The 12,659-nt window shown below is 35.4% G+C and carries 17 protein-coding genes and 1 other annotated feature; of the genes, 2 read left to right on the top strand and 15 right to left on the bottom strand.

All coding sequences use genetic code 11. The features are described 5' to 3' along the window. Positions 1 to 33 precede the first annotated feature (33 nt). Positions 34 to 212, bottom strand: a binding site (T-box leader). A 166-nt stretch (positions 213 to 378) separates the two neighbouring features. Next, complete coding sequence (locus tag M9426_RS07490) at positions 379 to 717, top strand: hypothetical protein (protein ID WP_250341831.1); 339 nt, start codon at positions 379 to 381, stop codon at positions 715 to 717. Positions 718 to 729: 12 nt separating this feature from the next. Here M9426_RS07490 and M9426_RS07485 read toward each other — a convergent pair whose 3' ends face one another. From M9426_RS07485 to M9426_RS07470, 4 genes are all read right to left on the bottom strand, one after another. After that, entirely contained in the window at positions 730 to 1,419 is a 690-nt protein-coding gene (locus M9426_RS07485) for a DUF6873 family GME fold protein (RefSeq protein WP_250341830.1), read from the bottom strand. Continuing rightward, complete coding sequence (locus M9426_RS07480; protein WP_250341829.1) at positions 1,416 to 2,162, bottom strand: TrmH family RNA methyltransferase; 747 nt, start codon at positions 2,160 to 2,162, stop codon at positions 1,416 to 1,418. The genes M9426_RS07485 and M9426_RS07480 overlap by 4 nt, the downstream gene beginning before the upstream one ends. A gap of 66 nt (positions 2,163 to 2,228) precedes the next feature. Beyond that, on the bottom strand, positions 2,229 to 2,729 hold the full coding sequence (locus M9426_RS07475; protein WP_005956621.1) for a DUF4342 domain-containing protein: 501 nt from the start codon (positions 2,727 to 2,729) through the stop codon (positions 2,229 to 2,231). 46 nt (positions 2,730 to 2,775) lie between these two features. Then, positions 2,776 to 3,870, bottom strand: a complete 1,095-nt coding sequence (locus tag M9426_RS07470; RefSeq protein ID WP_250341828.1) for a DUF3048 domain-containing protein — start codon at positions 3,868 to 3,870, stop codon at positions 2,776 to 2,778. A gap of 343 nt (positions 3,871 to 4,213) precedes the next feature. Here M9426_RS07470 and M9426_RS07465 point away from each other — a divergent pair, with 343 nt between their 5' ends. Then, positions 4,214 to 4,387, top strand: coding sequence for a hypothetical protein (locus M9426_RS07465; protein ID WP_156417309.1), 174 nt, complete (start codon positions 4,214 to 4,216; stop codon positions 4,385 to 4,387). A 71-nt stretch (positions 4,388 to 4,458) separates the two neighbouring features. On the opposite strand, the gene M9426_RS07460 is transcribed toward M9426_RS07465, so the two are convergent. The 11 genes from M9426_RS07460 to M9426_RS07410 all read right to left on the bottom strand — a co-directional run bounded on the left by M9426_RS07460 (position 4,459) and on the right by M9426_RS07410 (position 12,657). Beyond that, positions 4,459 to 5,109 (bottom strand): potassium channel family protein, encoded by a 651-nt coding sequence (locus tag M9426_RS07460; protein WP_250341827.1) that lies wholly within the window; start codon positions 5,107 to 5,109, stop codon positions 4,459 to 4,461. A gap of 3 nt (positions 5,110 to 5,112) precedes the next feature. Further along, positions 5,113 to 6,441: a TrkH family potassium uptake protein gene (locus M9426_RS07455; RefSeq protein ID WP_005956657.1), complete on the bottom strand. Its 1,329-nt coding sequence runs from the start codon at positions 6,439 to 6,441 to the stop codon at positions 5,113 to 5,115. A 68-nt stretch (positions 6,442 to 6,509) separates the two neighbouring features. Next, positions 6,510 to 6,860: a 50S ribosomal protein L20 gene (gene rplT, locus M9426_RS07450; RefSeq protein ID WP_005956682.1), complete on the bottom strand. Its 351-nt coding sequence runs from the start codon at positions 6,858 to 6,860 to the stop codon at positions 6,510 to 6,512. Positions 6,861 to 6,872: 12 nt separating this feature from the next. Continuing rightward, the gene (gene rpmI, locus M9426_RS07445; RefSeq protein WP_250341826.1) at positions 6,873 to 7,064 is read right to left on the bottom strand and encodes a 50S ribosomal protein L35; all 192 of its coding nucleotides are present in this window, start codon (positions 7,062 to 7,064) and stop codon (positions 6,873 to 6,875) included. Positions 7,065 to 7,075: 11 nt separating this feature from the next. Beyond that, complete coding sequence (gene infC, locus M9426_RS07440; RefSeq protein ID WP_231723709.1) at positions 7,076 to 7,696, bottom strand: translation initiation factor IF-3; 621 nt, start codon at positions 7,694 to 7,696, stop codon at positions 7,076 to 7,078. Positions 7,697 to 7,769: 73 nt separating this feature from the next. Continuing rightward, positions 7,770 to 8,387, bottom strand: a complete 618-nt coding sequence (gene udk, locus M9426_RS07435) for a uridine kinase (RefSeq protein ID WP_060799404.1) — start codon at positions 8,385 to 8,387, stop codon at positions 7,770 to 7,772. Beyond that, complete coding sequence (locus tag M9426_RS07430; protein ID WP_060799402.1) at positions 8,377 to 9,606, bottom strand: peptidase U32 family protein; 1,230 nt, start codon at positions 9,604 to 9,606, stop codon at positions 8,377 to 8,379. Before M9426_RS07430 ends, udk begins: the two co-directional genes overlap by 11 nt. Beyond that, positions 9,593 to 10,249: an O-methyltransferase gene (locus M9426_RS07425; protein ID WP_060799400.1), complete on the bottom strand. Its 657-nt coding sequence runs from the start codon at positions 10,247 to 10,249 to the stop codon at positions 9,593 to 9,595. Before M9426_RS07425 ends, M9426_RS07430 begins: the two co-directional genes overlap by 14 nt. Positions 10,250 to 10,291: 42 nt before the next feature. Continuing rightward, a complete protein-coding gene (locus M9426_RS07420; RefSeq protein WP_005956166.1) occupies positions 10,292 to 11,953 on the bottom strand; it encodes a ribonuclease J in 1,662 nt (553 codons plus the stop codon). Further along, a complete protein-coding gene (locus M9426_RS07415) occupies positions 11,953 to 12,411 on the bottom strand; it encodes a Fur family transcriptional regulator (RefSeq protein ID WP_005956136.1) in 459 nt (152 codons plus the stop codon). The genes M9426_RS07420 and M9426_RS07415 overlap by 1 nt, the downstream gene beginning before the upstream one ends. Beyond that, positions 12,412 to 12,657 carry a DUF1292 domain-containing protein gene (locus M9426_RS07410; RefSeq protein ID WP_005956313.1) on the bottom strand — a complete coding sequence of 82 codons (246 nt, stop codon included), beginning with the start codon at positions 12,655 to 12,657 and terminating at the stop codon, positions 12,412 to 12,414. It abuts the gene before it with no gap. Between the last annotated feature and the right edge of the window lie 2 nt (positions 12,658 to 12,659).

Here is a 12,659-nt window from a genome sequence, read left to right as displayed (position 1 = left end):
TCCTAAAAATTAATAATAAAAAAAGCCACCATCCCAAAGGACGATGACCGTGGTTCCACCTTAATTAAACTCTAGGGACTTAACGCGTCCTTACGCCATAGTTTGCTATGGGACTCCAAGTTAGTTTTCAAAAATATAAAATTGGAAATTTACACCAGCCATTTCCTCTCTAAGAATTTTATAGATTCTACTCTTCTTATCAAAGTCTCTTTTAAAATTGTTTCTATAATAACACAAAGGTCTTATATGTTCAAGAATAATTATAAGAGAATTTATCAATTCTCTCGCTCTTATATATTACCCAGAGGAATTTATTTAAAACAAGATTTTTCTTTTTTTTTGATATAATTAAAGGAGAAAAATAAATTGGAGGCAAGTATGAAAAATAAATTAAAATATATTTTGATTTTAATAATACTTATAGGATCAATACCAATTCTGCCTGTCTTAGAAGATAATTTTTATGGATTTTTTGTCTTTATAAATTCTTATGGGCTCAGCTCCTTTGTCTTGCCACTTTTGATTTCTTTGCCCTTAATTTATAAAAATAGAAGTTTTTATTTTTTATATTTTTTCCTCATCCCAATCCTCTACAATAACTTCTTCATTATTTATTTTTTCAAGCTTGTGGACTACTCTTTCACTTCAATTATATTTTTTGTACTTGGTTTAGTCTTGTCCCTTTATTTATTAAAGAGAAATAAAAAAACTCCCTAAGAGGAGTTTAAATTATATTATAAAAAATATTGTTCCATAGTCTTCTATGGGGTCTTTTGACAAAATTTCAATTTCATAACTATACTTATTAATAATTTTTAAAATTTCTTCATAGGATGAATGATGAGAAAAATCGCCTGTGAAGAATATTTTTTTGCCCAAGACTCCAGTCGCTCCACCAATAAAACCGTAGTTGAAGTTTTGGAGTTTAATTTGCCCATGGTCTATTTTATAAATTGGGATAAAGTCCCTTAGGCTTTCATAAATTCCACCATCACTTGTGATGACAAAGTCCTCGCTTACAAGGCAGGAGCACTTGGCATAGCCCTGCTTGATATTCACCAGTTCGTAGCCAGCCTTCTTGTAATAATCTAGGATGGCTTGGTCGGTGTGCTTTAAGTTGTGGATGAAAATCTTTTTAAAGGCAAAGGCATTTAAATGGATATCTCCTGGATATTTCCCTGACAAAGATAAATGAGATGGAATAACTTTTTTGTTCTTAAAAATCTCTTTATAATAGTCAAGATTATCCCTATCTACCACTAAATCTCCACAAGGAAGTGGATGGACCAAGATGTCTGGGTGGGTATCAAGTCCCCTTAAGACCCTTGCGTTTGCCTTGGTCCTCACCACTTCCCCATATTCTTTTAATTTTTCTGCAGACTCTTCTGGAAAGTTTTCTGCCACTAATACATAGGTCATTTCATCATCTCGTAAATTATAATTGATGCTGCAACATTGGCATTAAGGGAGTCAACCTTGGGAGAAATTGGGATATTTAAAAAGTCCTTAGCATGGGACATTATAAAGTCCGAAACTCCCTTGGCTTCGTTGCCAATTACAACTATGTCCTTGTCCTTGAAGTCATAGTCCCTTGTTGAAGTGGAATTTTCCAGTGAAGTTGCAAGTATATTAAAGTCTAAGTTAACCAAGTCTTCTCGAGCCATAAAGTAAATTGGGAGCCTAAAGATAGAGGACATGGAGGACCTAACTGTCTTTGGATTGTAAAGGTCGCAAGACTCGGGAGAAATTATAAGACCGTCAAGTCCCAGGGCATCAGCAGAACGAATTATTCCCCCAAGATTGCCTGGCTCCCTTATGTCGTCAAGATACAAATATTTTCCAGAAGTCCTGTCAAAGTCCCTGTGAAGGTAGGAGTAGTAGGCTATGATGCCAGGAGATGTAACTGCGTCGCAAAGATTTTTGAAAATATTGTCGGAAAAGACAAAAACCTTGTCTTGGTCTACATTTTTTATAATATTTTCAAATTTATTTGACCTGTAGGCAGACTCACTAAGGGCAAGATATTTAATTTCAATTCCCTCAGCCTCTTCAATGACCACAGGCTTCTCCACCATGAAGAGCTTGCTTTCTTGTCTGTGCTTTTTCTCCAAAAGTCCCTTTAAAAATTTGTATGTATTGTTATTTTTACTTGTAATTATCATTTTTTCCCTCATTTTTAAAGAAAAAAGCCCCGAGGGGCTCTTAACTTTAATAAATTTTAATAAGTTTTATAAAAATTTGCTCTTATCCTTTAGATATTCCTTGACATCAATTACTTCTCCATTGTCCATGATGATCTTAAAGGAATAGTCATAGATGTAGGCTGCAGATAGACCAAGTAGTGATGCTGGAAGGGCTAAAAGCATGCCAATAGCAGATGTTGTCAGTGAAAGTGATAGGACAGTTTCGCCCTTATTTTCCACCAATAACCTGCTGGCATTTCCCTTTCTCCAGATTTCCTTTACGGCTTCAAGGATTTCGTCGAGATACTTGATTACATCGTCAACATAGCCTTTGCTAGATTTTCTTTCTCCGTGAGAGTCAGATTCTTTTTCTTTCTCATTTTCATAAACCTTTGAAGGCTCGATGTTGACGTCATACTTACCTTCTCTTATATAAGAGATTGCAACATCAACGTCGCCGTCGCTATCTAAAAGTGCCTTTCTTACAATGTCATAGGACGCTCCAGTTATATTTATTACATAGTCGATTTTTGTCATGTTAATCATAAAATCACCTCTAAGTCTTACTTACCCAAAAGATTTTTTTTTAATTTTATTTTTGGCTATTAACTTTTGCTGGGTCATGGTTTTCTGTAGCATTACCTTCCCCTGCTTGATTTTCAGTTTCTGGAACTTGGTAGACAGCATCCTTTTCTTCATCAACTATGGAGAAGAAAGTTCTGCCTGGGTAGAATTTAACTTCAGTTCCATCAGGATATTTTAAGATTGTCCTTGCATCTTCATTTTCCTTTTCCCAATTTATTGGTGCAAGTTTTCCCTTTTGAAGAAGAAGTCCTTGGCCAGTACCTATATTTGCCATCTTTAAAGTTCCCTTAGGTCCAGCAACTACTCCCTTTTGGAATAAAACTACTAGGTTGTCTGTGTCAAACTCTTGACCTGTTGCCTCGTCAATTACTGGTTGACCTTGACGGATATATTTATACTTTCCAGTAGCTTCGTCATAGATAAAGTTTGTCTTGTACCTATTGTTGAAGTTTAGTGTTATTTCTCCCACATCAAGACCTTCTATATTTGCTTCCTTGTCGTAGAAGTTAAGGGATGCAGTGTTGTCATTTACGTCAACTCCCTTTTCCACTAGGTATTTTTCAAGTTCTGGAAGTGAGATGTAGCCATTGTGGGGTGCACGCTTGCCAACATTTTTATTTCTGTGGAATACAATTCCTTCAAGGGCAATCCCGTCAAGGTCCACTACATTTCTCTTTTTAACTTCTTCAAGTCCTGCAACTGAACCACCCCAGTGGGCATAGATTGCATTGTACTCCTTGGCAGTTTGAACAAAGTAAGGTCTTGCAGAACGAACTGGTCCCACATTTTCTGGGAAATTACTTTGGAAGAGTGCCATGTATCTTGTGAACTCGCCCTCAACCCTGTACTCATAGATTATGTCGGCCTTGGAGATTTGTGCTTGAGGTCTTGCGTCGTCGTGGTTATCAAGCATAACTGCAAAGATTTTTTTCTTTGCTTGGTCCTCATTGTCTCTCTCTTCATGAGTAAGTGGTGTGTAGTAAACTATTTTTTCTGGCTCCTTAACTTCTGGAGCTTGGTTTTTATTTTCCGTCGTCTTGCCACAAGCAACTAGACTTGTAGCTACTAGGCCCACAAGTAAAAGTTTTTTTAATTTTTTCATTGTCTCTCCTCTTTCTCTTAAATTTCTTTTATATATTAAGATAATTGTAGTTTATAAATATAAATATGTAAACAAGAGGATTTTTATAATTTTTTGTACTCTAATAGTTTTTCGTGATAAAATTAAAACAAGTGGTGATTTTATGTTTTATCTTACAATAGTTCCCCTTTATTTTATTTGCTTGGCAGGATATTTTTTAACTGAGTACACAAGAATTATTAAAAATGAAAAAATAAGAAAGAGAGTCAATATTACTTGTCATGTCATAGCTTGGCTCATACTTTTATGTTATTTTGTAATAAGATTATTTGTATAAAATTTCGCAAAAATGGGAGATGGTTTTATGAATATGTATCTTGAAATAATTATCTATTTTACTGCTCTGATTGGATACTTTTTATTTGGATACACAAAAATTATAAAAAATGAAAAACTTAGAAAAAAACTTTCTTTTATATTTAACCTCATAGCTGTGTTAATCCTTCTATATGAATTTGTCTTAAAAAAATTTATATAAAAATTTGCAAAAAATAAGGACTAGGTCTTAGACAACTTAGTCCTTTTACTTTTATTTTTATTTATAAATTTTTAGTTTTCTTCTATAAACCTTTTGATGTCCTTGTCTGAACCCACAACTGTTAAGATGTCCTCTTCCTTAATCTTAAAATCAGAGTTTGGATTTACATAATTTTCTCCATTCCTCTTTACCATTAAGATATTGAAGTTGTAGTCCTCCCTTAGTCCAAGCTCAGTAAGTCCCTTTCCATTCATCTTGACAGGTGCCTTGAAGTCATAAAAGCTGTAGCCCTTGGAAATTTCATCTGAGTTTAACAAGTTGTCGTTGGAAAGATTATTTGCAAGTCTGTATCCAATATCTCTTTCTGGAAAGATGATCTTGTCAGCCCCACACTTTAATAAAATTTTTCCAAACTTATCAGATGTTGCCTTGGCAATAACTCTTTCAATTCCTGCTTCCTTTGATGCAAGGACTGCCATAACTGCTGGCTCAAGACTTTCACCAATGGCAACTATTGCCACGTCATAATTATTTAGGGCAAGCTCTCCTAATGCCTTTTCATCTTCAAGATCACAAACAATTGCCTCAGTAACATTGTCGTTAATTAAATCAATTTTTTCATGATCTGAGTCCACAACTACAACATCGTTTTTCAAATCGTATAATCTAGTGGCTACAGTTGAACCAAATCTCCCACAGCCAAATACAATAAATGTCTTCATAATTTACCCCACTATAATTTTTCCATAAGAATATCTTGTGTGCTTCTTATTTTTTCTATTTAAAATACTTATGCCAAGAGTGGCTGCTCCAACTCTACCTATATACATCAAAACTATTAAGATTAGCTTTGAAAGAGGACTTAAGTTTGGAGTGATTCCCCTAGTAACTCCCACTGTGCCAAGGGCCGATACAATTTCATAAAGGATATCAAGGTATAAGAATTTTCCATTTTCAATAATTGTTATCCAAAGTGATGAAAAAATTACCAAGAAAGATCCCAATGTAAATATACAAAGGCTCTTTAAGAGGGCTTCACGAGAAATTGTCTTGTGAAAAATTTCTGTTTCATCATTTCCCCTTAAAACAGATAGGGTTGAGAATAACAAGACCCCAAAAGTTGTTGTCTTAATACCGCCACCAGTGGAAGCTGGCGATGCACCAATAAACATAAGTATTATAGTTACAATAACAGAACCCTCTTGCATCTTGCCAATGTCGATAGTGTTAAATCCTGCAGTTCTAGATGTAGCTGACATGAAGAAGGAGGCCAAAATTTTTCCCTTTAAGCTCAAGCCTTCCATAGAACCACCCTTGTGCTCTAAGATAAAGAAGGCAAGACTTCCCACTAGAATTAGGATGCTTGTAATTGATATAACAACCTTGGAGTGGAGGGTCAAGTTCCTAAACTTCCTCTTCTTGTATATATCAAGATAAACTGTAAAGCCAAGACCACCAAAAATTATTAGAAAGGCTATGACAAGATTAACAGTTATGTTGTCTACATAGTCTACAAGGGAGTTGCCTATAATATCAAAACCTGCGTTACAAAAGGCTGACACTGCATGGAAGAGAGAAAATAAAATTCCCCTTTCCAAACCAAAGTCTGGAATGAATCTTGTTGCAAGTAAGACTGCCCCAATAAGTTCCACACTTAAAGAAAACTTAATAATGTAGATAACAAGTCTAATGATCCCCTTGCTTGTATCAGCATTAGTTTGTTCCTTTATAATTCTTCTCTGAGTGATTCCAATTTTTTTATTAAATGCAAGGGCAATAAGAGACAAGAAAACCATGGTTCCCAGTCCACCAATTTGTATCAAAGTTATAATTACAAGTTTGCCAAAAACTGTCCATTGGGTGGCGGTGTTGGCAACAATAAGTCCCGTCACACAAGAAGCTGATGTTGATGTGAAAAGGGCATTTAAAAATCCAATGGAATTTCCATCTGCCGAAGCAAGAGGAAGGTTTAATAAAATTGCCCCAAATAGGATCAAGCCAAAAAATGAAAGGCAGACCATGAGGGGTGGATTCTTTTTTAATTTTCTAATCATAATTTCCTCATTAAATAAATTTACTAAAACTTATTATACAAAAAATGCTCCCAAAAGGGAGCAATAATTTATTGTTCTTTTGCAATTTCAACTAGTTTTGCAAAGCCAGCTGGATCATTAATTGCCATTTCAGAAAGCATCTTTCTATTAATAGTGATGTTAGCTTTCTTAAGACCGCTAATGAATTTTGAATAGCTCATGCCATTAATTCTTGCAGCTGCATTAATTCTTGTAATCCAAAGTTTTCTAAAATCTCTTTTTCTTTGTTTTCTACCAATGTAAGCATAGTTAAGAGATTTCATAACAGCTTGGTTAGCAGTTCTAAATAATTTTGATTTAGCACCAAAATATCCCTTGGATTGCTTTAGTATATTCTTATGTCTTTTTTTAGCGTTAACGCCTCTTTTTACTCTAGCCATTTTTACCTCCTATTAAGGGATCATGCGATCAATTCTTCTTTGATCACCTTTAGAAACCGTACTGCTCTTTCTAAGTTTTCTTAGTCTCTTAGCAGTTTTCTTACCTGTTAAATGTCCTTTAAAAGCGTAAAATCTCTTAAGCTTTCCAGAACCTGTTCTCTTAAACCTCTTCGCGGAAGCTCTGTGAGTTTTCATCTTTGCCATAAAAATCCTCCTTAATTATCAGACTTGTCGCTGTCTTTTCTTTCTGAAAGGAACATAACTAAACTTCTTCCTTCCATTTTGGGTTTTTTGTCCACAACTCCATACTCAGAAATTAAATCATAAAACTTGTCGAGAACTTCTCTACCAAGATCAGTATGACCCATCTCTCTACCTCTAAATCTAACTGAAACCTTAACTCTATCACCGTTTTTTAAGAAATCAATAGCTCTATTGGCTTTAGTATTCAAGTCATGGTCTTCAATGTTTGGACTAAATCTTAGTTCCTTAACATTGATAACTTTTTGCTTTTTTCTAGCTTCTTTTTCTTTTTTCTCTTGCTCGTATCTGTATTTACCATAGTCCATTATACGACATACTGGTGGTTTTGCGTTTGGCGCAACGTTCACTAGGTCAAGTTTTTTAGTTGTAGCCAAGTCGATGGCTTGATTTCTGGACACAACGCCAAGTTGATTGCCCTCATCATCTACTAATCTGACTTCCTTTTCTCTTATCTCTTCATTGATTTGAAGTTCTTTAATTTCTAAGCACCTCCGTAAATTAAAAAAGCGGGCACCTAAAAAGATGCCCGCAAATTCATCGTAATTTTCAAATAACCTAAATGACTGAGCCATTAGGTGAGAAGCGGACTTCTTCTTTAATAACAAAGACAATGATAACACATAGGTTATCTCTTGTCAAACACTTTTATACCAAAGATTTAATTTTTTGGTACAAAATATCTATAGCCACTTCGTTTTCGCCACCCTCTGGGATAATTAGGTCTGCATACCTCTTTGATGGCTCAACAAATTGGAGATGTGATGGTCTAACTGTTGAAAGGTACTGATCAATAACTGAGTCAAGTGACCTTCCTCTCTCAAGCATGTCCCTCTTAATCCTTCTAATGATTCTCACATCGGCATCAGTATCAACAAAAACTTTTATGTCCATGATGTCAATTAGGTTGACTTCATTAAAAATTAGAATTCCCTCAAGAATAATAATTGGTTTTGCTTCAACAATTTCCTTTTCTTTTTTTCTGTTGTGAAGGGCAAAGTCATAAATTGGTTTCTCAATAGACTTGCCATCCTTTAACATTTCTAAGTGTTCAAACAAGAGGTCATTGTCAAAAGCAAGGGGATGGTCATAGTTAGTCTTAACTCTTTCTTCAAAGACTAAGTTTGATTGGTCCTTATAATAGGAGTCCTGCTCAATAACAGAGACCTTGTCCCTTCCAATTAAATCAATTAGTTTTTTGGTAACAGTACTCTTGCCGCTACCACTTCCACCGCATATTCCAATAATACAGGCCTTATTCTTCATTTTCTCTCCTCAAAATAAATCCTTTTTTAATAGGTTGGTCGATTTTAATTTTAAAAATTTGCTTTGCCTTATTTGCAACGTCGATTTCTCTATCCTTATCATCTAACATCTTTTCTATTTTGTAGTCAAAATGTTTTACGCCAGGTCCAAAGATTTCAATTTCTTCACCAACAAAGACCCTATTTCTTTGTTCGATTGTCGCAATCTTTGTTTCCTCATCATAGTCTAATACAATTCCCACAAAGTCGTAACCTCTGATGTAGGAGTTGTCCTTATATACTTGTGAATTTTCATTAGCTTGTCCAAAGAAGAAACCAGTTGTGAAGTCCCTGTGACTTACCTTTTTAATTTCTTCTAATAGTGATGGGTCGTACTTGTAATTTTCTGGATCTCTATAATAAGCATCAATTGCCATCCTGTAAGACCTAATTACTGTTGCAAGATAGTATTCACTTTTTACACGACCTTCAATCTTTAGGCTGGCAATACCAGCTTCAATCATCTCGTCAATGTGTTCAATCATGCAAAGATCCTTGGAGTTCATAATAAAAGTTCCCTCGTCGTGTTCTTCTATTGGGAAGTATTCTCCAGGTCTCTTCTCTTCAACTAGGTGGTACTTATACCTGCAAGGTTGGGCACAGTCACCCATGTTGGCATCTCTTCCAGTCATGTAATTTGATAGAAGGCATCTTCCTGAGTAGGACATGCACATGGCACCGTGGGCAAAAGTTTCAACTTCTATAGAGTCACCAACTTCTTTAATAATATCAGCTACTTCCTTTAGGCTTAGCTCTCTTGCCATTACAACTCTTTCTGCTCCCAGCTTTTGCCAGAATTTTACAGTTTCCACATTAGTTACTGATCCTTGAGTTGAAATATGGATTGGAAAGTCTGGTGCAACTTCCTTAACCTTCATAAACATGCCTGGGTCAGCAACTATAAGAGCGTCTACTCCAATTTCATAGAGGTCTTTGATGTAGTCTTCTACACCTTCCATGTCATGGTTGTGGGGAATTATGTTTAGAGTTACGTGAATCTTCTTTCCCCTCTCGTGTAAATAATCCGTTGCCCACTTAATATCTTCCATTGAGAAGTTTTTGGAAGCTTTTCTAAGTCCAAAGCTTTCTCCACCAAGATACACTGCATCGGCACCATATTCCACTGCAGTTTTTAATTTATTTATATCACCTGCTGGTGCTAAAAGTTCAATCTTCTTCATCTTTTCTCCTTACTAAAAGTATTCCGTCCCCAATGGGTATTACTGACGAGTCAAATCTCTCATCACTGGAAATATCTTTTAAAAACTTCCTAAGTCTTTTTACAATTGTTATCTTTCTTCTCTTAACTAGGGAGTCTTCTGCAATCATTCCCTTGAATAGAACATTATCGCAGAGGATTATACCTCCCTCATTTAAATTCTTAAGGGCCTCATCAAAATATTTTTCATATTGTCCCTTGGCTGCATCTATAAATATAAAGTCGTACTTTTCATCCAAGTCTAAAAGAAAATCATAGGCGTCACTGTGATGAACCTTTATCCTATCTTCAAGGCCCACTTCAAAAATATTTCTTCTCGCAATTTCTACCATTTCTTCTTTTAACTCTACGCTGTCAATTTTTTCTATGCACTTATTCCTCTTGGCAAAGGAAATAGAAGAATAGCCTATGGCAGTTCCAAGCTCAAGGATTTTCTTGGGCTTATGCATGGCAAGAAGGAAGTTGATAAACTCTTCACTTTCCCTCTCCACTATTGGAACGTGATTTTCTTCTGCGTAATCCATCATCTCGCGAAGTTTTTCATCTTTTAAATCTTTTAAATCTCTTAAATAATCTTCTATATAATCGTAATTTATATTTGGCATAATTCCTCTAAAAAAGGGAACCTCGTAGATTCCCTAAATATCCTAAACCTCCATAATAATTGGTAAAATCATAGGATTTCTCTTTGTGTTTTTGAAAATATATGATCTCAAGTTATCTCTTATATCAGACTTGAGTCCATTCCAATCCCTTAGGTTGTCACGTGAATCGTCGTTAAGAATTTTTCTAACAACATTCTTTGCATCTTCAATAAGGTCTTCTGACTCTCTTACATATACAAAACCTCTTGAAATAATGTCTGGACCTGAAACAACCTTGCCTTCTTTTGTCAAGGAGATAACAACAATTATTAGTCCATCTTCTGATAAGTGTCTTCTGTCTCTTAGGACGATGTTACCAACGTCACCAACTCCAAGTCCGTCAACAAGGATGTTGCCAGATGGAACATCTCCAACAAGCTTTGCAGACTTTTGTGAAATTTCAAGACAGTTTCCATTTTCCATTATAAAAATATTTTCTTCATCCATGCCCATTTGTTGCGCAATCTTAGCGTGCTTCATAAGGTGTCTTACTTCACCGTGGGCAGGTATAAAGTATTTTGGTTTTACTAGGCTCAAGATAAGTTTTAACTCTTCTTGGCATGCGTGACCAGAAACGTGAATTTCTGATAAGGTTTCGTAAATTACCTTTGCTCCTCTTTCAAGAAGTCTATTTATTACCTTGGTAACAGCATTTTCATTTCCTGGTATTGGAGTTGCTGAAAGGATAATTGCATCATTTGGTGTAAGCTGAATCTTTCTATGTTCTCCATAGGCAATTCTTGTAAGAGCTGACATTGGCTCTCCTTGTGAACCTGTTGTAATTAATACAAGCTCACTGTCGTCATACTTATCCATATCTTTGATGTCAATGAAAGTATCCTTTTTAACCCTAAATTGTCCAAGCTTTCTCGCTGTTTCTGTTACATTTACCATGGACCTACCAGATAATACAACCTTTCTTCCATACTTTTCTGCAGAGTTAATAATTTGTTGAACCCTGTGAACATTAGATGCAAAAGTTGCAATAATAATTCTGTTGTCTGACAAACTTTGGAAAAGCCTATTAAAAGTTTCTCCAACCTTAGACTCACTCATTGTGTAGCCCTCTCTTAGGACATTTGTAGATTCACCAATCATGGCAAGTACGCCTTTTTGACCGATTTCTGCAATTCTGGTTAAGTTAATTGGCTCTCCACTAATTGGAGTGAAGTCAACCTTGAAGTCACCAGAGTGGTAAACATATCCAAGTGGTGTCTTAATTGCAAGGGCACAAGCATCAGGAATAGAGTGGTTTACATTTATCCATTCAACTTCCATTTTTCCAAGTTTAACAACATCACCCGCACTTACTACGTGAAGTTTGTCTCTAGAAAGTCTGTGTTCCTTTAATTTGTTTTCTAATAATCCAATTGTCAGTCCTGTTCCATAAATGTCTAGGTCTAATTTTCTTAGTACATATGGAATAGCTCCAATATGGTCTTCGTGACCGTGAGTTAGGACAAGTCCCCTTATCCTGTGTTTGTTGTTTTCTAGATAAGTTACATCTGGTATTACTACATCAATACCAAGCATTTCGTCTTCTGGGAAAGTCATACCACAGTCTATGATAATGATATCATCTCTATATTCAACTAGTGTAAGATTCTTTCCGATTTCGTGAAGTCCTCCCAGGGGAATTATCTTCACCTTATTTGTGTTTTTCATTAATTTGCCTTCTCCTCAATTTTGTGTTGGCAGTCTTCGCAATAACCCATAAATTTTAGAGTGTGGTCAACAATTTTAAAATTCTTCTCTTTCTCTATTTTAGCTTCTAGTTCATTTAAGTTGTCAATGTCAACTTCTTCTACTTTTCCGCAATTCATGCAAACGAGATGGTGGTGCCTATGTCCTTCACTTGGTACTCTCAGTTCATATCTCAAAATATTATCATCAAAAGCAATTTGATCTAAGACTCCAAGCTTGTGGAATAATTGCACAGTCCTGTAAATAGTTGCAATTCCCATTTCTGGGTCTTTTTTTGCAACTAAGTTATAAACTTCTTCTGTCGTCAAGTGTTTGTCCTTGTTGTCCAGAAAAATTTCATAGACTTTTGCCCTCTGTTTAGTGTATTTATATCCACTCTCTTTTAAGATTTTTTTAACAGGTTCAACGTTTCTTTTCATTTATTCACCGTCTAATTCATCTAATAGTTCTTCATAAGCTTTGCTTGCAACTTCTAACTCGTCATCATCGATGCCAGCAAGAAGCTCGTCACCATTTTCGTCCTCAATTATTTTTAAAATATATACTTCTGGATTTTCCTCGTCAGTATAGAGTGCGACATAATCAATGTCCTCAACAGAAAATTTTGCATCAACAAAAAATTCAACTTCTTTATCATTTTCGTCATATAGTTTTATTTTTTCCATCT

This window comes from Peptoniphilus genitalis, assembly GCF_023614525.1.
GTDB lineage: Bacteria > Bacillota > Clostridia > Tissierellales > Peptoniphilaceae > Peptoniphilus_A > Peptoniphilus_A genitalis.
This window is presented reverse-complemented; position numbering and strand designations above follow the sequence as displayed.